The 22,145-nt window shown below is 73.2% G+C and carries 17 protein-coding genes and 1 pseudogene; 7 read left to right on the forward strand and 11 right to left on the reverse strand.

Going from position 1 to position 22,145, the window contains the following annotated elements; translation table 11 throughout:
* Window positions 1-301: pseudogene (locus E1212_RS29695) on the reverse strand (hypothetical protein); the annotation flags it as partial.
* A complete protein-coding gene (locus E1212_RS26345) occupies window positions 298-1,080 on the reverse strand; it encodes an alpha/beta hydrolase (protein WP_131988041.1) in 783 nt (260 codons plus the stop codon). The pseudogene E1212_RS29695 and the gene E1212_RS26345, both read right to left, overlap by 4 nt.
* 112 nt (window positions 1,081-1,192) lie before the next feature.
* Here E1212_RS26345 and E1212_RS26350 point away from each other — a divergent pair, with 112 nt between their 5' ends.
* Window positions 1,193-1,882 (forward strand): lysophospholipid acyltransferase family protein, encoded by a 690-nt coding sequence (locus tag E1212_RS26350; protein WP_131988043.1) that lies wholly within the window; start codon window positions 1,193-1,195, stop codon window positions 1,880-1,882.
* 67 nt (window positions 1,883-1,949) lie between these two features.
* Here E1212_RS26350 and E1212_RS26355 read toward each other — a convergent pair whose 3' ends face one another.
* Both E1212_RS26355 and E1212_RS26360 read right to left on the reverse strand, forming a co-directional pair.
* Entirely contained in the window at window positions 1,950-3,116 is a 1,167-nt protein-coding gene (locus tag E1212_RS26355; protein ID WP_131988045.1) for an osmoprotectant NAGGN system M42 family peptidase, read from the reverse strand.
* A 181-nt stretch (window positions 3,117-3,297) separates the two neighbouring features.
* On the reverse strand, window positions 3,298-3,876 hold the full coding sequence (locus E1212_RS26360; RefSeq protein ID WP_131988047.1) for a TetR/AcrR family transcriptional regulator: 579 nt from the start codon (window positions 3,874-3,876) through the stop codon (window positions 3,298-3,300).
* Between the two features lie 87 nt (window positions 3,877-3,963).
* On the opposite strand from E1212_RS26360, the gene E1212_RS26365 reads away from it, so the two are divergent.
* Window positions 3,964-4,539 (forward strand): dihydrofolate reductase family protein, encoded by a 576-nt coding sequence (locus E1212_RS26365; protein WP_131988049.1) that lies wholly within the window; start codon window positions 3,964-3,966, stop codon window positions 4,537-4,539.
* Window positions 4,540-4,558: 19 nt separating this feature from the next.
* Here E1212_RS26365 and ngg read toward each other — a convergent pair whose 3' ends face one another.
* The 3 genes from ngg to E1212_RS26380 form a co-directional block, all read right to left on the reverse strand.
* Complete coding sequence (gene ngg / locus E1212_RS26370; RefSeq protein WP_420814441.1) at window positions 4,559-6,286, reverse strand: N-acetylglutaminylglutamine synthetase; 1,728 nt, start codon at window positions 6,284-6,286, stop codon at window positions 4,559-4,561.
* A gap of 29 nt (window positions 6,287-6,315) precedes the next feature.
* Complete coding sequence (locus tag E1212_RS26375) at window positions 6,316-8,136, reverse strand: N-acetylglutaminylglutamine amidotransferase (protein WP_131988051.1); 1,821 nt, start codon at window positions 8,134-8,136, stop codon at window positions 6,316-6,318.
* Window positions 8,137-8,370: 234 nt separating this feature from the next.
* A complete protein-coding gene (locus E1212_RS26380) occupies window positions 8,371-9,768 on the reverse strand; it encodes a trypsin-like serine protease (RefSeq protein ID WP_131988053.1) in 1,398 nt (465 codons plus the stop codon).
* Between the two features lie 383 nt (window positions 9,769-10,151).
* Between E1212_RS26380 and valS the strand changes: the two genes are divergently transcribed.
* The gene (gene valS, locus E1212_RS26385) at window positions 10,152-12,713 is read left to right on the forward strand and encodes a valine--tRNA ligase (protein WP_238992494.1); all 2,562 of its coding nucleotides are present in this window, start codon (window positions 10,152-10,154) and stop codon (window positions 12,711-12,713) included.
* Between the two features lie 60 nt (window positions 12,714-12,773).
* Window positions 12,774-14,849, forward strand: a complete 2,076-nt coding sequence (locus E1212_RS26390) for a heavy metal translocating P-type ATPase (RefSeq protein WP_131988057.1) — start codon at window positions 12,774-12,776, stop codon at window positions 14,847-14,849.
* A 405-nt stretch (window positions 14,850-15,254) separates the two neighbouring features.
* On the opposite strand, the gene E1212_RS26395 is transcribed toward E1212_RS26390, so the two are convergent.
* A complete protein-coding gene (locus E1212_RS26395; RefSeq protein ID WP_131988059.1) occupies window positions 15,255-15,791 on the reverse strand; it encodes a CGNR zinc finger domain-containing protein in 537 nt (178 codons plus the stop codon).
* A 26-nt stretch (window positions 15,792-15,817) separates the two neighbouring features.
* On the opposite strand from E1212_RS26395, the gene E1212_RS29700 reads away from it, so the two are divergent.
* Window positions 15,818-15,973, forward strand: coding sequence for a hypothetical protein (locus E1212_RS29700; RefSeq protein WP_162605636.1), 156 nt, complete (start codon window positions 15,818-15,820; stop codon window positions 15,971-15,973).
* Window positions 15,974-15,981: 8 nt separating this feature from the next.
* Here the strand turns inward: E1212_RS29700 and E1212_RS26400 are convergent, their stop codons facing one another.
* Both E1212_RS26400 and E1212_RS26405 read right to left on the reverse strand, forming a co-directional pair.
* Window positions 15,982-16,905, reverse strand: coding sequence for a serine hydrolase (locus E1212_RS26400; protein ID WP_131988061.1), 924 nt, complete (start codon window positions 16,903-16,905; stop codon window positions 15,982-15,984).
* Window positions 16,902-17,816 carry a LysR family transcriptional regulator gene (locus E1212_RS26405; protein ID WP_162605637.1) on the reverse strand — a complete coding sequence of 305 codons (915 nt, stop codon included), beginning with the start codon at window positions 17,814-17,816 and terminating at the stop codon, window positions 16,902-16,904. Before E1212_RS26405 ends, E1212_RS26400 begins: the two co-directional genes overlap by 4 nt.
* Window positions 17,817-17,927: 111 nt before the next feature.
* On the opposite strand from E1212_RS26405, the gene bla reads away from it, so the two are divergent.
* A complete protein-coding gene (bla, locus tag E1212_RS26410) occupies window positions 17,928-18,869 on the forward strand; it encodes a class A beta-lactamase (RefSeq protein WP_203417252.1) in 942 nt (313 codons plus the stop codon).
* Between the two features lie 59 nt (window positions 18,870-18,928).
* Complete coding sequence (locus E1212_RS26415; RefSeq protein ID WP_203417254.1) at window positions 18,929-20,959, forward strand: penicillin-binding transpeptidase domain-containing protein; 2,031 nt, start codon at window positions 18,929-18,931, stop codon at window positions 20,957-20,959.
* Here the strand turns inward: E1212_RS26415 and E1212_RS29705 are convergent.
* A partial coding sequence (locus E1212_RS29705; protein ID WP_162605638.1) for an acyltransferase family protein occupies window positions 20,956-22,145 on the reverse strand: 1,190 nt, incomplete at its 5' end. The two genes, E1212_RS26415 and E1212_RS29705, sit on opposite strands and share 4 nt — an antisense overlap.

Raw genomic sequence — 22,145 nt, forward strand, 5'->3', positions numbered from 1 at the left:
GGATGGGCGCCGGGGGCGGGGGCACGAAGTGGTTGGCGGCCTCGTCGGCGGTGGCGTCGTCGATGCCGGCGCCCACGCCGGCCTCAGGGGCGCCGTCCGCGCCCTCGGCACCCGCGCCGCGCCCGGTCAGCGATCCCAGCGTCACCGAGGCGTCGCGGAAGTCCTCGGGGCGGGGCTCGTCGAGACGGTCGTCGGGGCCGAGCTCTTCGGCCGCCGGCCAGGGCTGATCGCCGTCGGCGGTGGGGGTGGCATGGAATGAGTCGATCAGCTCGGCCCACGTCTGGTCGTCGTCTCGGCTCATCGCGGCAGGCCCCGGTTCCTCTTCGTGGTGACTCGTTCGACGAACGCCGTGGAGCCCGAGAAGATTTCCGGGGCGTCGTAGTCGAGGGTGGCGACGTGGTAGCTGCGCTGCAGGACGACCTCGGCGACGTCGGTGGAGGAGACGCCGGAGAGGATGACCGGAGCGCTGGTCGCGTCGACGACGTGGTCGTTCACGCTGCGGTAGAGCAGCAGCGGCTGGGTGATCAAGGCGAGGTCGCGCCGCACCACCTGCCACATGCGGGTCTGCGACCACAGCGCCGGCAGCGGGGTGCGGTCGTAGGCGCGCTCGTCCTGGCCGGGCATGGCGATGTCGCCGGACAGCCCGGCGGCCGACGGGCGCAGCAGCCGCAGCAGGGGCAGCGCCAGCAACCGCTTGTCGGCGCTGGTGACGACCGGGTTGACCAGCACCAGGCCCTGGACCAGCGGGCCGTGCTCCTGGGCCAGACGCAGCGCCAGGCAGCCGCCCATGGACAGGCCGGCGACGACGACCTGCTCGCACCGCTCGGCGAGGTCGAGCAGCGACCGCTCGACCCGGCGATACCAGTCGGGCCAAGCAGTGCGGTTCAGGTCCTGCCAGGTGGTGCCGTGCCCGGGCAACCGGGGGAGATCGACGCTGTAGCCGGTGGCGGCGAGGTGCTCGGCCCAAGGGCGCAGCGCGGCCGGCGAGCCCGTGAAGCCGTGGCACAGCAGCACGCCCACGGGGCCGCCGTCGTGCCGGTACGGCTCGATCGAGTCGACCGCCTCGCCCTCAGAGAGCATCGAGTCCCCTCCACTTCCCACGCCGGCACTCGCACCAGCATCGTCGCATGCGCCCGATCCGTCCGTGTGGTCGAGGCCCCCCGACCGCGTCGTTTGGAGGTAGTGTTCCGACGTGTTCTATTGGCTGATGAAGAGCGTCTTCCTCGGGCCGATCCTCAAGTTGATCTACCGTCCCTGGGCCGAGGGCGTAGAGCATGTCCCCGCGAAGGGCGGTGCGATCCTCGCGGGCAACCATCTCACCGTCATCGACTCCTTCTTCATGCCCCTCGTTCTCGACCGTAAGGTCAGTTTCCTCGCCAAGAGCGACTATTTCACCCAGCGCGGTGTCAAAGGTTGGTTGAAACGCGTCTTCTTCGGCGGCACGGGCAACGTCCCGGTCGACCGCTCCGGCGGCCGGGCCAGCGAGTCGGCGCTGCGCACAGCCATGCAGATCCTGAACAACGGCGACCTCCTGGGCATCTATCCCGAGGGCACCCGCTCGCCCGACGGCCGGCTCTACCGCGGCAAGACCGGCGTGGCCCGCATGGCGCTCGAGGCCCAGGTCCCGGTGGTCCCCGTCGTCATGATCGGGACGGCCGAGATGCAGCCGGCCGGTCGCGTCATCCCCAAGGTCATGCGCCCGGGCATCCGCTTCGGCGCGCCCATGGACTTCAGCCGCTACTACGGCATGGAGAACGACCGCCACGTGCTGCGCTCGGTCACCGACGAGATCATGTACGCGCTCATGGAGCTGTCAGGCCAGGAGTACGTCGACGTCTACGCGGCGACGGTGAAGGCGAAGGCCATCGAGCCCAAGGAGTGACGACGGCGCTGGTCCCCTCTCCCTTGCGCGACTCGTCGTCGCATGGGACCCTGCCGCCGGCCTGGGGTCAGTGCCGGCCCGGGTAGCGGTCCGGCTCCGGCTCGGCCGGCTGGACGCTGTGGCTGGGGAAGTCGGCCAGGGAGCCGGTGGGGCGGTCGTCCCACTCGCTGAACGTCAGCGGGCTGGACAGGTACGCCGTCAGCAGCTCCGCCGTGCGCCGGATGCCGTCGAGATGGGTGCGCTCGTGGCCGTGGCTGGAGTCGACGCCGAAGCCGATGAGCGCCGTGCGGCACTCGAGCCCGGACTCGACGGCGGGCGCGGTGTCGGAGCGGTAGAAGCGGTACACGTCGCGGCGGAACGGCAGGTCGTTGTCCTCGCACAACCCGATGAGCCGGCGGGTCAGGTGGTAGTCGAACGGCCCGGTGGAGTCGAGCATGCCGATGTTGACCGTGTCCTCGCGCGACTCCTGGCCCTCGCTGACCACGGCGTTGTCGACGGCGACCAGCTCGGCCACGTACTCGTCGAGCCCGTGGGTGGCGCCGACGCCGACCTCCTCGCCGATGGTCACCAGCAGGTGCGCCGTGACCGGGCGGCTGCCGCCGTCGTCGACCAGGGCCTTGACGGCGGCCAGGCAGGCCGCGACGCCGGCCTTGTCGTCGAGGTGCCGCGATTTCACGTAGCCGTTCGGGGTGATCTGCGGCGCGGCGTCGAGCGCCACGAAGTCGCCGATGGAGATGCCGAGGTCGAAGAGGTCCTGCCGGCTCTCGACCGGCTCGTCCAGCCGGATCTCGACCTGGTGCCAGCCGACCCCCTGGGTGTCGACGGCGTCGCCGAAGTTGTGCCCGCTGGACATCAGCGGCAGGACGGTGCCGGTGTGCAGGTTGCTGAGGTGGTCGGTGAAGACGGTGACGTGGGCGCCCTCGGCGAACCGCGCGCTGTGCGTGCCGACGGGAACCACCTCGAGCCGGCCGTTCTCCTTGAGCCGCTTCACCATGCAGCCGATGGTGTCGGCGTGCACGACGACGGCCCGGCTCGCGCCGCCGGCGGAGCCCTCGCTCGGCAGCGTCGCCCGCAGCACGCCGCGGCGGGTGAGCCGGATCGGCACGCCCATGGCCGACAGCCGGTCGCCGACGATCTGCATGACCGCGTCGGTGCGGCCCGACGGGCTGGGCGTGCGCAGCAGCTCGATCAGGACCTCGCGCAGGTACTCCTCGTCGATCGGCAGGGTCTTCATGCGTCTACCCTGACATAGCCTGCCGGGGTGCCTGCGAACGACGTGACCAAGGTGGCGACGATCACCTCCGCGATCTCGTCGGACTCGATCCGGTGACGCTGGCCCGGCTGGCAGGGCAGGGCGCCGGCGGTGGGCGCGATCGGCGCTGGCGCGATCGGCCTCGGCCCGCTGCGCGTTCTGCTCAGCGACCCGCCACCAGGTCGGTGAGCGCGGCGATCAGCCGGTCGGCGTCGTAGCCCTCGAGCACGCCGGGCAGGGTGAGGTTCTCGATGATCAGCCAGCTCAGCGCCAGGTACATCAGCACGACGTCGACGTCGCTACCGGGCAGCCCCGATTCGCGGTGCGCCGCCACGTTCTGCTCGAGGTTGGCGCGCATGGTCGCCGTCAGCGCCGCGCGGATCTCGGGCCGCCGGATCGCCTCGAGCCGCAGCTCCAGCAGCGCCAGGTAGTCGATCTGCTGGACGGCGAGCCGGTGGTACATCGCCGTCAGCTCGCGCTCGAGCACCTCGGGCGACGGAGCCGGACGGGAACGGGCCATCGCGGCGATGGTGGCGTCGTCGGGCCGCAGCCGGACGTGGATGCGCTCGGCCGCCTGGGTGAGCAGCGCGTTCCGGTTGGCGAAGTAGTTCGACGCCGTGCCCGCGGGCACGCCGGCCTCGCGGTCGACGGCGCGGAACGTCAGCCCGCGGGCGCCGTCGCGGGCGAGCACCTCGATGGCGGCGTCGGCCAGCACCGTCCGCCGCTCCGGATTCTGGACCATGAGCCGATCCCCTCCAGGACTTGACAACCACTACACCCAGAGTACTACAACTGTAGTTGTTCGGACGGCCCGTTCTCAGGAGGACCCATGCGCACGCTCGTGTACTACGTCGCGGCCACCATCGACGGCTTCGTCGCCGGGCCGAAGGCCGAGCTCGACTTCTTCTCCGCCGACGGCGACCACATGCGGGCGATCACCGAGCAGTACCCCGAGACCGTTCCGGCGCACTTCCGGACGATGCTCGGCATCGACCCGCCGAACCGGACCATCGACACCGTCCTCGAAGGCCGCGGCTCCTACCGCACGGGGCTTGACGAAGGGGTCACGAACGCGTTCCCGCACCTGCGGCACCTCGTCTTCTCCCGCACGCTGCCGGACAGCCCCGACCCCGGAGTCGAGCTGGTCGCGACCGACCCCGTCGCGCGGGTGCGCGAGCTGAAGCAGGAGCCCGGCGAACGCATCTGGCTCTGCGGCGGCGGTGAGATCGCCGGTGTCCTGCGCGACGAGATCGACGAGCTGGCGATCAAGATCTACCCGGTCGCCATCGGCTCCGGCCGGCCGCTCTTCGGCGCCGCCGGGTTCTCGCCGTCGCACTACACGGTGACCTCGAGCCGCACCTTCGACGACGGCGTCGTCTTCGTGCACTACGCCCGGGCGACCTGACCGGGCGGGCTCGGGCGCGTCAGCGCGGGGCGGACGGCGGCTGCCAGGCCCGCGGGGTGGTGCGGGTCGCGGGGAACAGCAGGTCGACGAAGCGGGCGGCGGTGGGCTGGGGCTCGTGGTTGGCCAGCCCGGGCCGCTCGTTCGCCTCGATGAGGACGTACTCGCTCTCCTGCGGGCTGGGCACGATCAGGTCCAGCCCGGTCACGGGGATGTCGATGGCCCGGCTGGCCGCCACCGCGGCCTCTTCGAGCGCGGGGTGCAGGATCGCCGTCACGTCGTGGATGGTGCCGCCGGTGTGCAGGTTGGCGGTGCGCCGGACCCGCAGGGCGACGCCGTCGGGCAGCACGTCGTCCATGCCGTAGCCGGCCGCCCGCACCGTCGCCACCGTCGTGTCGTCGACCGGCACCCGCGACTCGCCGCCGGTCGCGGCGGAGCGCCGACGGCTGTGCGCGTCGATGAGCTCGGCGACGGTGTGCCGCCCGGTGCCGTAGACGGTGGCCGGACGGCGGACGGCGGCGGCCACGACTTCGTGCCCGATGACGACGATGCGCAGGTCGTCGCCGTCGACGCACTCCTCGATGAGCACGTCGGGGCAGTGGGTGCGGGCCAGCTCGACGGCGGTGGCCAGCGCCTCCGGGGAGGACACGCCGACGGTGATGCCGCGGCCCTGCTCGCCGCGGACCGGCTTGACGACCACCTCGCCGACCTCGGCCAGGAACGCGGCGTCGGCCTCGGGCGAGGACGCCGCGACCCCGCGCGGCACCGACAGCCCGGCCCGCTGGAAGATCCGGCGGGTCAGCTGCTTGTCGTCGCAGCGGCTCATCGCGACCGCCGTCGTCAGCTCCGACAGCGACTCGCGGGTGAGGATGCGCCGGCCGCCGTGCGAGAGTCGCAGCTCGCCGGTCTCGGCATCGGTGATCTCGACCAGGATCCCGCGCCGCCGCGCCTCGTCGGCGATGATCGTCGCGTACGGGTTGAGCGCCGCCGCGTCGGCCGGGCCGGCCACGAACAGCGGCTCGTTGATCGGGTTCTTCCGCTTCACCGCGAACACCGGGACCCGCTGGAACCCGAGCTTGATGTAGAGCCGGATCGCGGGGTCGTTGTCGTGCAGCACGGAGAGGTCGAGGTGGTCGCGGCCGCGGCCGATGTAGCGCTCGGCCAGCACCCGGACCAGCGCCTCGCCGACGCCGGGGATGGTGCACTGCGGGTCGACCGCGAGACTCCAGAGGCTGGCGCCGTTGTCGGGGTCGTCGAACGCGCGGACGTGGTCGACGCCGGTGACCGTCCCGACGATCGTCCCGGTGCGCTCGTCCTGCGCGACCAGGTAGGTGAACGTCGGGGTGCGCTGGTTGGCCCACATGAGGTCGACGTCGCCGGTGACCATGCCGCGCGCGGAGTACAGCCGGTTGATGTCGTCGGCGTCGGCGAGCTCGCTCATCTTGCGCACGAACACGCCGGCGACGGGGTTGCGCCGCGGCCGGTAGCGGTGCAGCTCGAGCCGGAACGTCAGCGACGGGTCGATGAACAGCTCGCCGGGCGCGTGCGACACCAGCACATGCGGGTCGGCGACGTACATCGCGATGTCGCGGCGGCCCTCCTCCTCGGCTCGAAGCAGGTCGATGATGTGCCGGGGCTCCTCGAAGGTCTGCGCGAACACCAGCCGGCCCCACGCGAGGTCGACCACGACGTCGCGCTTCATGTCGCGGACGAGGTGTTCGGGGGCCTCCTTCCACGGCCGGCTCCACAGCGACTGCGGCGGCCTGCGACGAAAGTCGCTCACCGCGGCACGTCCCGGCCGGGCACCCCGACCGCGCCGCCGCCGGGCAGGTGCGTCTGCAGCCACAGCTCGAGCAGCCCGAGCTGCCAGAGGCGGTTGCCGCGCAGGGGAGTGAGGTCGGCATTCGGCTCGGTGCGCAACCGGTCGACGTACTCGGGCCGGAACAGCCCGCGGTCGCGCGCGGCGGCGGAGTGCAGCGCGTCCTCGACCAGCTCGAGGTACGGCCCTTGCAGGTACTTCAGCGCCGGCACCGGGAAGTAGCCCTTCGGCCGGTCGATGACCTCGTGCGGGATGACGCGCCGGGCGGCCTCCTTGAGGACGCCCTTGCCCTCCTGGGCCAGCTTCAGCTCCGGCGGGCACTGGGCGGCCAGCTCGACCAGCTCGTGGTCGAGGAACGGCACCCGCGCCTCGAGGCCCCAGGCCATGGTCATGTTGTCGACCCGCTTCACCGGGTCGTCGGTGAGCATGATCTGGGTGTCCAGCCGCAACGCGGCGTCGACGGCGGTCTCGGCGCCGTCCCTCGTGAAGTGCTCGCGGACGAAGTCGAGGCTGACCGGGCCGCCGGCGAGGTGCTCCGGCGCGACGACCTCGGCCATGCCCGCGTGGTCGCGGTCGAAGAACGCCTTGGCGTAGGTGGCGACGGCGTCGTCGCGGCCCACGCCGGCCAGCGGCGGGTACCAGTGGTAGCCGGCGAACACCTCGTCGGCGCCCTGCCCGGACTGCACGACCTTGACGTGCCGGCTGACCTCCTTGCTCAGCAGGTAGAACGCGACGGCGTCGTGGCTGACCATCGGCTCGCTCATGGCGGCGACGGCGTCACCCAGCGACGGCAGCAGGTCGGCGCCCACACGGATGCGGTGGTGCTCGGTGCCGAACTCGCGGGCGACGACGTCGGAGTACTTGAACTCGTCGCCCTCCTCGCCACTGACGGCGTCGAAGCCGATGCTGAACGTGTTCAGCCCGGTCTGGCCCTCCTGGGCGAGCAGGCCGACGACGAGGCTGGAGTCGAGCCCGCCCGACAGCAGCACGCCCACGGGGACGTCGGCGACCAGACGGCGGCGCACGGCCACGCGCACCGACTCGAGGACCGCCTCCTCCCAGTCGGTGGCCGACCAGCCGGCCTTCGCGGGGTCGCGGGTGAACGCGGGGTCCCAGTAGACCCGCTCGCGGCTGGCGCCGTCGGGCTCGACGACCCGGACCGTGGCCGGCGGCAGCTTGCGCACGCCGGAGAGGATCGTGTGCGGGGCGGGGACGACGGCGTGCCAGCTCAGGTAGTGGTGCAGCGCCACCGGGTCGATGGAGGTGTCGACGTCGCCGGCCCGGACCAGCGCGGGCAGCGTGCTGGCGAACCGCAGCCGGTCCGGCGTCTCGGCCAGGTACAGCGGCTTGATGCCGAGGCGGTCGCGGGCTAGCACCAGCCGGCCGGTGTCGCGCTCGTGGATCGCCAGGGCGAACATGCCGATGAGGTGGTCGACGAAGTCCTCGCCCCAGCGGTGGTAGGCCTTCGCGATGACCTCGGTGTCGGACGTGGAGAAGAACCGGTAGCCGTGCCCGCGCAGCTCGTCGCGCAGTTCGCGGTAGTTGTAGATGCAGCCGTTGAAGATGACGGTCAGCCCCAGCTCGGCGTCGATCATCGGCTGGTGGCCGTACGGCGAGAGGTCGATGATGGACAGCCGGCGGTGGCCGAGGGCCAGCGACCCGTGTGCGTAGGCGCCGGAGTCGTCGGGTCCGCGCGACACCATGGCGTCGCACATGAGGCCGACCGCGGCGAGGTCGGCGGGGCGGTTGTCGAACCTGAATTCACCGGTGAGACCGCACATGTGTTTCGACCTTACCCACCCTCGTCGCCGGTCGCCTGCTGGCGACACCGGGGCGGCACCGCCTCATGAGGGCGATACCCGCAGCTCAGGCGACGAAACCCAGCCACGGCCGACCGCGAGGTCCCAGGCTGTGGCGAGTCCCACATCGACGAGGAAACAGGTTCGGCGGCGGCGCTCTCCGTGAGATGCGCCACCGCCGAACCGGTGGAACGTTACTTATTCAGGCGAATCGGCTCAGACGTTCGAGCCGGCCGTACGCCGCCGGGCGGCGAAGGCCACGCCGGCGCCACCGGCGGCCAGGAGCAGAGCCAGGCCGATCATGGTGGTGGTGCTGGAACCGGTGTCGGGCAGCTCCTCGCCGTCGCCACCCTCGCCGTTGTCGTCACCGTCGTCGTTGCCGTCGTCATCGCCTGGGTCCTCGGTGGGCGTGTCGGTCGGCGTCGGCGTCGGCTCCGGGGCGTCCGAGACCGTGATGGTCACGGTGGCGGGGATGCCGTCGGTGCTGCCGTCGTTGGCGAGGTAGAGGAAGCTGTCCTCGCCGGTGAAGCCCTCGGCCGGTGTGTAGACCAGCGTGGCGAGGGTCTCGTCGTCGGTGGTCAGCGTGCCCGAGCCGGGCTCGCTCACCTTGAACGACACGTCGTCGCCCTCGGCGTCGTCAGCGGTCAGCGTGATCTCGACCGGGGTGCCGGCCGTGGTCTCGATCGTGACGTCGGCCACCTCGGCCGGCGTGTTCTCGCCGTTCGAGACCGCGGCGATCTTGTCCGCGAAGTTGCTCAGCTGGGTGTAGATGCCCGGGAAGCCCTCGAGCGCGCAGCCGTTGCCCCAGCTCACGACGCCGACCTGGGTGTACTCGGGAGCGACGTCGGTGCCGGTGTTGGCCAGCAGCGGGCCGCCGGAGTCGCCCTGGCAGGAGTCGACGCCGCCGTTCTCGAGGTCGCCGGCGCACAGCTCGGCGTCGGCCGTGAAGTCGGCGCCGTAGGCCGCGGCGCAGTCGTCGTCGGAGACGGCCGGAACCCGGACCTCCTGGAGGAACTGGCTGCCGGCGTTGGCGCCGTCGGCGAGGTCGCCCCAGCCGATGACGGTGAACGCGGGATCGTCCTCGTCACCGATGGCGGTGCCCCCGTCGAGGGAGTCGTCGGTGACGACGTCGACCGGGTCGATGCCCTCGACGTCCTCGGTGAGCTTGACCAGCGCCCAGTCGTTCGGGATGCCGGAGATGTTGCCGGAGTAGACGTACTCCGAGGTGTACTCGACGATGTCGCCGCTGGCGAGGTCGACCGAGCCGAAGTGCGCGGTGATGTTGTCGGCCGGGCCGGTGCCGTTGACGCAGTGCGCCGCCGTGAGGATGGTGTCCGCGGCGTACAGGGAGCCGCCACAGGCGAACGTGCCCTCAGGGGTGTCGATGGTCAGGTAGGCGATGAAGGGGTACTCGCCCTCTTCCGCCGGCTGCCCGCCGACGATTCGGGGCTCGATCTCGAGCTTGTCGGAGTGGTTCTCCACGATGAGGGACTCCTGCGGAATCTCCTCAGCGGCGGACGCGACGCCGGCGGTACCGATCGCCGTCGCACCCGTCACCACTGCCGCCACCAGCGCGCCCGCAAGGCGGGCGCGGCTGCGGAGGAAGGTAGCCACACTGTCTCCAATTCACAGAAAGATGTCAGTTCACAGTCGAGCCCCCTGCCACCGCGCGTGCCCGCGGGCGCAGGAGGGCCCGAAATGCTGGGAATGCTACACGAGCCACAGACACGCGGGAACCAACGGGAGGCGAACCGCGTCTAACGCGCATCCGACCCCCGGAAGCCCCTGCGAATCGGTGCCACGCAGGGCCGGGCCACGCCACCTCGGCGTCATATCAACACAGCTCAGAGACGTTTCCCGGGCCGGCCGCATCGGTGACCCGGCGCGACCGGCAGATGAAGGATGTCATGAATTGCCGCGATCCCGGGCGTGTCGCGCCGAAGTGGGGGCGAAAATTCACGCGATGGCACCCGAGGGCCGCGGCTAGGCTCGGCGAGGTGACGCACGCCTCCCGCATCGAACCCGCCATCCCGGACCGTCCCACCGTCGACGGGCTGGACGAGGTATGGGTGACACGCTGGGAGCGCGACGGCGTCTACCGGTTCGACCGCACGCGCCCGCGTGCGGAGGTGTTCTCCATCGACACCCCGCCGCCGACGGTGAGCGGCTCGCTGCACGTGGGCCACGTCTTCTCCTACACCCACACCGATGTCATCGCGCGGTACCAGCGCATGCGCGGCAAGGCGGTCTTCTACCCGATGGGGTGGGACGACAACGGCCTGCCCACCGAGCGGCGGGTGCAGAACCACTTCGGCGTGCGCTGCGACCCGTCGCTGCCGTACGAGCCCGGCTTCGAGCCGCCGTCCGGCGGCGCCGGCGGCGCGCGGGCGGCGAAGGATCAGCTGCCGGTCTCGCGGCGCAACTTCATCGAGCTGTGCGAGCGGCTCACGGTCGAGGACGAGCGCGCGTTCGAGGAGCTGTGGCGCAGGCTCGGGCTGTCGGTCGACTGGTCGCACGGCTACCAGACCATCGACGCGGCCGCCCGGCGCGCGTCGCAGCGGGCGTTCCTGCGCAACCTCGCGCGCGGCGAGGCGTACCTGGCCGAGGCGCCGACGCTGTGGGACGTCACGTTCCGCACGGCGGTCGCGCAGGCCGAGCTCGAGGACCGCGAGCGGCCGGGCGCGTACCACGACCTCGCGTTCACCCGCGGCGACGGCGAGCCGCTGCTCATCGCCACCACCCGGCCCGAGCTGCTGCCCGCCTGCGTCGCCGTCGTCGTGCATCCTGACGACGCGCGGTATTCGGGGCTGGTGGGGTCGGCGGTGCGCACGCCGGTGTTCGGCGTCGAGGTCCCGGTGGTGGCGCATCGCCTGGCCGACCCCGAGAAGGGCACGGGCGCGGCCATGGTCTGCACGTTCGGCGACACCACCGACGTCACGTGGTGGCGCGAGCTGGCGCTGCCCACCCGGCCGGTGGTCGGGCGCGACGGCCGGTTCCTGCCCGACGTGCCGGGGTGGCTCGACGGCGCGGGTGCGGCGGCGTACGAGCAGCTGGCGGGCGCGACGGTGCACACCGCCCGGCAGCGGGTGGTCGAGCAGCTGCGCGAGACCGGCGAGCTGCGGGGTGAGCCGCGCACCGTCACGCACCCGGTGAAGTTCTACGAGAAGGGCGACCGGCCGCTCGAGATCGTCACCACCCGGCAGTGGTACATCCGCAACGGCGGCCGCGACGACGACCTCCGCGCGGCGCTGCTCGAGCGCGGCCGCGAGCTGGACTGGCATCCCGCGCACATGCGGGTGCGCTATGAGAACTGGGTCAGCGGACTCAACGGCGACTGGCTGATCAGCCGGCAGCGCTTCTTCGGCGTGCCGATCCCGCTCTGGTACCCGCTGGACGCCTCCGGCGCGCCCGTCCACGACCAGCCGATCGTCCCGGCCGAAACGGACCTGCCGATCGACCCGTCCTCCGATGCCCCGCCCGGGTTCACCGAGGCGCAGCGGGGCGAGCCGGGCGGGTTCACCGGCGACCCCGACGTCATGGACACCTGGGCCACGTCGTCGCTGTCGCCGCACATCGCCGGCGGCTGGGAGAGCGACGACGATTTGTTCGGCCGCGTCTTCCCCATGGACCTGCGGCCGCAGGCGCACGAGATCATCCGCACCTGGCTGTTCGCGAGCGTCGTCCGGTCGCATCTGGAGAACGGCGCGCTGCCGTGGCGGCACGCGGCCATCTCCGGCTGGATCCTCGACCCGGACCGCAAGAAGATGTCGAAGTCGGTCGGCAACGTCGTCACCCCGGTGAACCTGCTCGAGCAGTACGGGTCCGACGGCGTCCGCTACTGGGCCGCGAGCGGGCGGCCCGGTGCGGACACCGCGTTCGACCCCGGCCAGATGAAGATCGGCCGGCGGCTGGCCATGAAGATCCTCAACGTGAGCCGGTTCGTGCTCGGGCTGGGCGCCGTCGACGAGTCGGCGACGGCCATGCTGCCGCTGGACCGCGCGATGCTCGCCACGCTCGACGGCGTCGTCGCCGACGCCACCCGGGCGCTCGACGACTACGACTACACCCGCGCGCTCGAGGCCACCGAGCGGTTCTTCTGGGACTTCTGCGACGACTACGTCGAGCTGGTCAAGGCCCGGGCGTACGGAGAGGACGGCGACGGCGCGGGCGCGGTGTCCGCGCGGGCGGCGCTGCGGCGGGCGCTCTCGGTGCAGCTGCGGCTGTTCGCGCCGTTCCTGCCGTTCGTCACCGAAGAGGTCTGGTCGTGGTGGCGCGACGGTTCCGTGCACCTGGCGCCGTGGCCGGCGGCCTCGGGCGAGCCGGGCGAGCCGGGCCTGTTCCCGGCGGCGTCGGCGCTGATCGGAGCGGTGCGCAAGGCCAAGACCGAGGCGCAGCTGTCCATGCGCACCGAGGTGGCGCGGGCGGTCGTGCGGGTGCGCCCGGGTGACACCGACGCCGTCAGGGCCCTGCTCGGCGACGTGCGCGCGGCCGGGCACGTCGCCGTCGTCGACGTCGAGCCGGACGAGACCGCCGACGGAATCGCGGTCACACTCACCTGACGGAATACCCCTAGGGGGTATGGTGGTTCCGTGGTCAGAACCGACGAGAGGTGAGCGACCATGGAACAGCACGATCACGCCGTCGCGACGGACGAGCATGCGACCCACGCCGGGCACGCCACCGCGCACGCCACCGCGCACGCGGGTCATGACAAGCACGCCGGGCACGGCGACGGCAGCATGTTCCGCGACAAGTTCTGGGTGAGCCTGGTCCTGGCGGTCCCGGTGGTCGGGTTCAGCGAGATGTTCGCCGACCTCATCGGCTACGAGGTTCCGGCCTGGGCGACCTGGATCCCGCCGGTCGTCGGCACGTTCCTGTTCTTCTACGGCGGCTGGCCGTTCCTGGCCGGCGCCAAGGCGGAGCTGGCCGACCGGCTGCCCGGCATGATGACGCTGATCTCGCTGGCCATCGGCGTGGCGTTCGTGGCGAGCGCGCTGACGTCGCTGGACCTCGGCGGGTTCGAACTGGACTTCTGGTGGGAGCTGGCGCTGCTCATCGTCGTCATGCTGCTCGGGCACTGGCTCGAGATGCGGGCACTCGGGCAGGCGTCGGGGGCGCTGCAGGCGCTGGCCGAGCTGCTGCCCGACACCGCCGAGCGGGTGACGGCAGACGGTGCGGTCGTCCCGGTGCCGTTGGACGAGCTGACCGTCGGTGACGTGGTCCTGGTGCGCTCCGGCGGGCGGGTGCCGGCCGACGGCGTGGTGAGCGAGGGGACCGCCGAGGTCGACGAGTCCACCGTCACCGGCGAGTCGACGACCGTGGCCCGCGGGCCGGGCGACCGCGTCGAGGCCGGCACCGTCGCCACCGACACCGCGATCCGCATCGAGGTCACCGCCGTCGGCGACGACACCGCGCTGGCCGGCATCCAGCGGCTCGTGGCCGACGCACAGGCGTCCAGCTCGCGGGCGCAGGCGCTGGCCGACCGCGCCGCGGCGTACCTGTTCTGGTTCGCCCTCGGCGTCGGCGCGCTGACGTTCCTGGTCTGGGCGCTGCTGGGCGAGGCGTCGGCCGCGGTCGAGCGCACCGTGACCGTGCTGGTCATCGCCTGCCCGCACGCCCTCGGCCTGGCCATCCCGCTGGTCATCGCGATCTCGACGTCGATGTCGGCGCGGGCCGGCATCCTGGTGAAGGACCGGCTGGCGCTCGAGCGCATGCGCCAGGTCGATGCCGTCCTGTTCGACAAGACCGGCACGCTGACGGTCGGCCGGCCGGCGGTGGCGGGCGTCGCGGTGGCGTCGTCCGCGGGCGAGGACGAGCTGCTTGCGGTCGCGGCCGCGGCCGAGCGCGACTCCGAGCACCCGCTGGCGACGGCGATCGTCGCGGCGGCGTCGGCGCGCGGCCCGGTGCCGTCGGCGTCGGACTTCCGTTCGCTCACCGGCAAGGGCGTGCGCGCCGTCGTCGACGGTGCGGAGGTCGCGGTGGGCGGGCCGGGGCTGCTGCGCGACCTGGACCTGGCGGTGCCTTCGGCCGTCGAGTCGCAGGTGGCCGAGTGGGCCGCCGCCGGCTCGACGGTCCTCTACGTGGTCCGTGACGGCACCGTGCTCGGCGCGCTGGCCCTGGCCGACGAGATCCGGCCGGAGTCGCGCGAGGCGGTCGCCCTGCTGCGCGACGAGGGCGTCCACACCGTCATGATCACCGGCGACGCCCGCAACGTCGCCGAGTCGGTGGCCGCCGAGGTCGGCATCGACGAGGTCTTCGCCGAGGTGCTGCCCGAGGACAAGGACGCCGCGGTCACGTCCCTGCAGGAGCGCGGGCTGATGGCCGCCATGGTCGGCGACGGCGTCAACGACGCCCCCGCGCTGGCCCGGGCCGACGTCGGCATCGCGATCGGCGCCGGCACCGACGTCGCGGTCGAGTCCGCCGGGGTCGTGCTGGCGTCGGACGACCCGCGCGGCGTGGTGTCGGCGCGCGTGCTGTCCAAGGCCAGCTACCGCAAGATGGTGCAGAACCTGGTGTGGGCGACGGGGTACAACCTGCTGTCCGTCCCGCTCGCGGCCGGCGTGCTCGCGCCCATCGGGTTCGTGCTGCCGCCGGCGGCCGCTGCCGTGGCGATGACGGCCTCGACCGTGATCGTCGCGGCCAACGCCCAGCTGCTGCGCCGGCTCGACCTGCGCCCGGATCGCCTCGGTCGGTAGGTCGGGCCCCTGCTGGGCGGGGCGCTCGGAATGATCACGTTCACTAGGGAATCCCGTGTCGTATTAGGCGTGTAGGCGTGTAGCGGGTCGGGTGATCGTGGTGGCGGCCAGTCGCCGGCGGCCGGTAAGTGGTTGCCAGGGTGCGTCACGAGGCGTTCTCCTGCTTCGCGAGGTCTGCAGGCATCGTGGAGCAGGGAATTGCCTGCTGAACGTGGTCATGTGGGGGCCGGCGGGGCCGTCAGTGCGGCGGGGCAACTGCGGAACACCACAGTGGAACAGTCAGCGGCCGGCGCAGAGAGAGAACAGCGGGGGTGGGGCCGGGCCATTCGGGGGGCGGGCTTCGGCGCTGGGTCCCCGACGATGAGAGCAGCAGGGGCCGGCCGGCTCGGCAAGCCCGGCGAACGGTCATCCGGCGAACGCAGGCACCGAGGGCGACCGGCTCCGATGACGGCGGACCGCTTCGCGGTTGGCGCAGCGGGTGGAGCAGTAGCGCTGCCGCCCGTTGCGGGTGACGTCGGCGAAGGCGACCGAGCAGTCGGAGGCGCCGCAGCGGGCGAGCCGGTGCAGCCCCCGCTGGGTGAGGAACCAGGCCAGCCCGAACGCCGTGATCGCGGCGAACTGGCGCTCCGGCGCGACGTCGTCGGGGCGGAAGTGCACGTGGGGCGGGCCGTTGTGCAGGCTGATCCGCGGGTGCGACGTGCCGGCGGCGAGCAGCCGGTTCAGCGCCCCGATCCGCTCGCCGTCGGTCGGCGCGTCCACCACGGAGGCGAGCGCCGTCCGCCAGCGCCGCAGTCCGGCCGCGTCGTCCGCCGTCGGCGCTCGCTCCAGCAGCAGGTCGTGCTCGGCCGCCAGGCGCACGACGTCGGCGGCCGAGTCGAACCGCTCGTTCACCACCGCGGCCGCGAGCAGCGCACCCTCGTCGCTGTAATGGTTGAAATGCACAATGCCATTACAGCACGGTAGAGGGCATGAGCGAACGAACCTTGGAAGTGGTCCGGGCGTGCGGCCGCTGCGGCGCCGCCGTCCAGCCCGGAACCGTCACGTCCTGGCACCGCACCGGCGACGGCTTCGTCGGTTACGGGCGGTGCGCCTGCGGCGGGCTGGTCGTCGTCCGGCCCGGCTGACACGGGAGTCAGAGCCGCAAGACGTCGACGGCGGCGCGCGCGGCCCGGCCGATGGCGCGGTCGGCCTCCGGCTGCGCCGCGGCGGCGACCGTCGAGGCGGTGAGGGCGGCGACGGCGATTCGGTCGCCTCCCGCCGTCGTCACCACGCCGGCCTCGTGCCGCAGGTTGAGGAACGTGCCGGTCTTGCTGTGGATGGTGAGGGAGTCGGCGGTCAGCTCCGAGCTGAACCGGTTCCGGTTCACCTGGTGACCCAGCAGCTCGCGCAGCCGCGCCGTCGCGGCCGGCACGCTCACGTCGTCGGTCCAGACGCGGCCGAACAACGACACCAGCCCGGCCGCGGTCCCGTGGGTGGCGGCGGCGATGTCGAGCGTCGGCAGCACGTGCCCGCCGCCGTCGGTGGTGGCCCGGACCGCCAGCTCGAGCGCCAGCACGGGGTCGCCCGGCGCGACGGCCGCCGCGGCCTCGTAGAGCCGGCGCATCGGGTGCCGCACGACGATGCCGTCGCACCCCCACCCCTGCAGCGTGCGCGTGACCCGCTCCGGCGGGATCAGCTCGAAGACGGCGTCGGCGGCGGCGTTGTCGCTCACCGACAGCATGAGCAGCAGCAGGTCCTCGAGCGCGATGCGGCTCGGGTGCCGGAACAGCGCCGCGCCCGTGGGCCCGGGCGTCATGCGGCCGGGGACCAGATCGACGGGGCGCGACGGGTCCAGCTCACCGGCCGCGATGAGGTCCAGCGCCACCAGCGCCAGCGGCATCTTGCTCACCGATGCCAGCACGTACGGCACGTGCACGTCGAAGCCCAGGTCCTCGCCGGTGTCGAGGTTGGCGGCGTACAGCGAGCCGCGCAGCCCGGTGCTCGCCCAGTCGGCCCGGACGTCGTGCGCCGTCCGCACCGCCTCGCCGGAGAACCCGAACACGTCGGCCGTGGTCATCGGGCGTCCTCCCGGCCGTCGACGAGACCGGCCAGGCCGGCCGCCGTGGCCAGGGCCGGCAGCAGCGCGCCGACCAGCTCGCGCGACACCTGCGGCCGGGCGGCGACGGCGTACGACCGGCGCACCGCGACGTCGCCCAGCGGCCGCCAGCGCAGCCGGTGCGCCGCGGCCCACGCCCGGGTGCACAGGATCGCGTCGCCGTACTCCAGCGCGGCGGTCAGTGCCTCGGTGTCCGGCGTGCCGACACGCAGCTGGCGGTCCAGCAGGCCGGCCTGCCGGGCCGCGCGGTGGACCGGGTCGCGGACCCACGGCACGTCGTCCTCGGCGGACAGGTGCAGCGCCCGCGGCCGGCCCGAGTCGCCGCCGGCACGGCGCAGCTGGTCCAGGTGCAGACGGCGGCCGCGCAGCTCACCGGCGGCGACGGCGGTCCCAGCGGTCCCGGCGCCGAGCTCGGCGCCGGTGTCCTCCTGGTCCGGCGGGCAGGGCAGCAGCGCGACGTCGAGGCGGGCCCGGCGGACCAGCTCGGCGCGGCGGTCGGCGGGCTCCGCCGCGAACGTCAGCGTCACCCCGGCGTCGGCGGCAGCGCGGCGGGCGGCGACCAGCGCGTGCGGGTCGGGGCCGGGCGGGACGCCGACGGCGAGGCCGGCCGCACGTGCGACGGCAGCCAGCTCGCGGAAGTGCCCGGCGCGGGCGACGAGGTCGGCTGCGTGGGGGAGCAGGGTGCGGCCGACCTCGGTCAGCTCGACCTGCCGCGACGTGCGATGCAGCAGCGTGGCGCCGAGGTCCTGCTCGAGCGCCGCGATGCGCCGGCTCACCACCGGCTGCGGTGCACCGCAGGTGTCGGCGCCGCGGGTGAAGCTGCGCGCCTCGGCCACCGCGACGAACGCCTCGAGCTGCCTCAGCAGGTCCACGCGCAGCAACGATACACATCTGGCATGGATCGGTGGCGGTTGCGTCTTGGACATCGGTCCGATCGGCTTGCGACGGTGGACGGGCTCTCACATCACCCCAGAGGAGGACCCGTGAAGGACCGTCGCCCGACCCGCGCCCCGGAACCCACCCGTCGCACCGTCCTGCGCCTCGGCCTCGCCGCCGCCCCGGTCGCGGCCGCCGCCGGGGGCCTGCTGACGTCGTCGCCGGCGGCCGCCCGGACGGTCTCGGGCCGCCCGCCGCAGGCCGGCGCCGTCGTCGATTCCGCCGTCCTGGAGCTGGAGCGCACCCACGACGTCACTCTGGGGCTGAGCGCGACCAACCTCGCGACCGGCGTGCGCCTCGCGCACCGGCCGGACGAGCGGTTCGCGATCCTGTCGGTGTTCAAGACGCTCCTCGCGGCGGCCGTGCTGGACCGGGCCGACGAGAAGCGGCTGCGGCACCGCGTCTGGTACCCGCCGGCCGACGTCGTCGTGAACTCGCCGGTCACCGCCGAGCACATCGACACCGGCATCACCATCGCCGAACTGTGCGACGCCGCGCTCCGGTACAGCGACAACACCGCCGCCAACCTGCTGCTGCGCGAGATCGGCGGGCCGCGCGGGCTGACGGCGTACGCGCGGTCGATCGGCGACCGCGTCACCCGGCTGGACCGCTGGGAGCCGGAGCTCAACGCCGCGGTGCCCGGCGACGTGCGCGACACCACCACGGCCGCGGCGGTCGCGCGCTCCTTCGAGAATCTGCTGGTGGGACGGGCGCTGCGGCCGGCCGACCGGCGCCGGCTCACCGGCTGGATGCTGGCCAACACCACCTCCGCGGCACGGTTCCGGGCCGGGCTGCCGGGCGGCTGGAAGCTGGCCGACAAGACCGGCGCGGGCGACTACGGCACCAACAACGATGCCGGCGTGGCATGGAACCCGGCGGGCGAGCCGATCGTCATCGTGGCATTGACCCGCCGGAACCGGGTGGACGCGCCGAAGGTCGACGCCGCCCTGGCCGACGCCGCCCGGCTGGTGGCCCAGCGCCTGGGCTGACCGGGGCACTTCTGCATTGGCGCTAGGGTATCCGGAACGACGGCCAAGAACGGGGACCGATGATCAGGACGACAATGCCGCGGCGACTGCTCGCCGCGGTGACCGGCGGCGTGCTGGTGGCGACGGCGGCGGGCTGCAGCGGCGACGACCCGCCGGACGCGACTCCGGTCGCCGAGCAGCTGGCGCAGGCAGTGGCCTCCGGTGACTTCGCCGGCGTCCCGCTCGGCGGCACCAGCGCCGCCGACGCCACAGCGGCGGTCGAGGCCATGGTCGCCGGCATGGGCGAGGCGACCCGGACGGTCACCGTCGCCGATCTCGCCCGGACCGACGACGAGAGCACCCGCGAGGTCACCCTCGACGTCGGCTGGGACCTCGACGGCTCCGCGGCGGCACCCGCGCCGGGCACCGAGACGCCCGTCGCCACGCCGACGCCGAGCGCGACTCCGGACACCCCGGACTGGAGCTACCAGACCACCGCCACCCTGCGCGTCGCCGAGGACACCGAAGCGGGCTGGACCGTCGACTGGTCGCCCGCCCTGCTGCACCCGCAGCTGACCGACGGTGCCACCCTCGACCTTTCGCGGACGCAGGCGCAGCGGGCCGACATCGTGGGCGCCGGCGGCGAGGTCATCGTCACCGAGCGGCCGGTCTACCGCGTCGGCATCGACAAGACCCGCGTCGACGCCGCGGTCGCACCGGACTCCGCCGCCGCGCTGGCCGAGGTCGTCGGCGTCGATCCCGCGGGGCTGGCCGAGCGGGTCCAGGGCGCGGGGGAGCGGGCGTTCGTCGAGGCCATCACGCTGCGCGAGGCCGACGCCGCGCCGCTCCTGGACCAGATCGAGGCCATCGAGGGCGCCGTCGCCATCGACGACACGCTGGCGCTGGCCCCGACCCGCGAGTTCGCCCGGCCGATCCTCGGCACCGTCGGCGAGGCCACGGCCGAGCTGGTCGAGGAGTCCGGCGGACGGGTCGTCGCCGGTGACATCGTCGGGTTGTCCGGGCTGCAGGCGCAGTACGACGCGCAGCTCGGCGGCACGCCGGGCCTCACCGTCGAGCTGGTGCCGCCGGAGCCGCCGGCCGACGCCACCAGCGACCCCAGCGCGGCGCCGGCGGAGGGCGCCGAGGAGCCGGAGCCGGCCGAGCCCGAGGTGCTGTTCGAGCGCGAGCCGGTCGCCGGCACCCCGCTGGCCACCACGCTGAACGTCGACCTGCAGTCGCGGGCCGAGGGCATCCTCGCCGACGTCGCGCCGCCCAGCGCCATCGTCGCGATCCAGCCGTCCACGGGCGCCGTCCTGGCCGCCGCCAGCGGGCCGGGCGGCGAGGGCTACTCGACCGCCACGCTGGGCCAGTACGCGCCCGGCTCGACGTTCAAGGTCGTGACGTCGCTGGCGCTGCTGCGTGCCGGGCTGAGCGCCGACTCCGTCGTCGAGTGCACGCCCGCCGCCACCGTCGACGGCCGCGCGTTCGAGAACTACAGCGACTACCCGTCCGGCGCCATCGGCGAGATCACGCTGCGCGAGGCGGTCGCGAACTCCTGCAACACCGCCTTCATCAACCAGAACGGCGTCGCCGACCAGGCCTCGCTGGCGCAGGCCGCCGCGTCGCTCGGCCTCGGCGCCGAGCACGACACCGGCGCCCCGTCCTTCCTCGGCGCCGTCCCGGCCGAGGCCGACGGCACCGCCCACGCCGCGTCGATGATCGGGCAGGGCGAGGTGCTGGCATCGCCGCTGGCCATGGCGACGGTGGCCGCGTCGGTCGCCGCCGGGCACACCGTCGCGCCGACCATGGTCGACCCGCCCGCCGCGGCGCCCGAGAGCACCCTGACCGCCGACGAGGCGAGCGTGCTGCAGGACCTCATGCGCGCCGTCGTCGAGGAGGGCAGCGGCGAGTTCCTGGGCGACGTCCCTGGCGACCCGGTCGGCGCGAAGACCGGCACCGCCGAGTACGGCACCGAGTCCCCGCCGCGCACCCACGCCTGGATGATCGCCACCCAGGGCGACCTCGCGGTCGCGGTGTTCGTCGAGGACGGCGAGTCCGGCTCGCGCACCGCCGGCCCGCTGCTCGAGGAGTTCTTAGGGGGTACCCCTTAAGCGGCTGAGCGCCGGCTCACGAGATACGGCCGGAGCTCGGGCTCCAGGTGCGAGGCGAGCGTGCGCGAGTACGTGGCCGTCAAGTGGTGGTCATCGCGCCAGACGACGACGTTGCCGATGACGGCCGGGCACTGGTCGGACGGGCAGATGGCGCGGGTGAGGTCGACGACGTCGACGCCGCCGAGCTCGCGCGCCGCGACCAGCTGCTCGTCGCCGGCCTTCTCGACGGCGTCGGCGCGCGGCTGGGCGCACTCGGTCAGCTCGTCCGGGTGCGCGCTGACGCACTCGGCCGGGTCCTGGCCGAGCCACGGCGTGTTCTCCAGCACGACCAGCTCGACGCCGGCCGCGCGCACCGCCTCCCAGCTCTCGCGCAGGCCGTCGGCGAGCCGGTCCGCGCTGGCGTCGTCGCCCAGCTCGCGGCCGTTCTCGAACACCCGGTAGGAGTTGCTGCCCGACGTGACGACGAGGTCCGGCTTGTCCGGCCCGGTCAGCCGCTCCAGCAGCGTCTCGTTCCAGTCGTGGCACGAGGTGTACGGCACGCCCGCGGCCGTCGTGATGTCGGCGGAGAGGAACCCGCACGACGACTTCGTGTAGGTCTCGATGCGCCAGCCGTACCGGTCACCCAGCTCGTCCAGCGCCGGCTGCCACTGCGCCGCGTGCGAGTCGCCGGCCAGCGCGATGACGCGGTCGGAGTCGAGGTCGCCGTACGCGCAGCTGGCGAGGTCGGCGTCGTGGGCGTTCTGCTGGCAGCCGTCGGGGTAGATGTCCGGGTTGTCCTCGGGCACCTCGAGCGGGTCCGGCGTCAGGGCCGGCACCTGGTCGACGGGGACGCCGTCGGGATCGCCGGACGGGTCCGGGCTCAGCACGGCGGCGCCGGGGGCGGCCTCGTCGGCGCTGGCGTAGTCGGGGACGGCCCGGACGGTGATGAGCGCGGCCACGAGCGCCGTCGCCGTCGCCAGCACCCCGACGGCGACCGCGCGGCTGGGCCGGGCGGCGAGCACACGGGCGTGGTGGATGGGCGCTTCGACCAACCGGTACGTGAGCCATGCCGGTCCGAACGCGGCCGCCACCACCAACGTGCCCTGCGCCGGCGACAGCGTCCCCCACACCGCGCTCGCCACCATGAGCAGCGGCCAGTGCCACAGGTACAGCGAGTACGACAGCCCGCCCACCCACCGCATCGGCG

Source organism: Jiangella ureilytica, assembly GCF_004348545.1.
Lineage (GTDB): Bacteria > Actinomycetota > Actinomycetes > Jiangellales > Jiangellaceae > Jiangella > Jiangella ureilytica.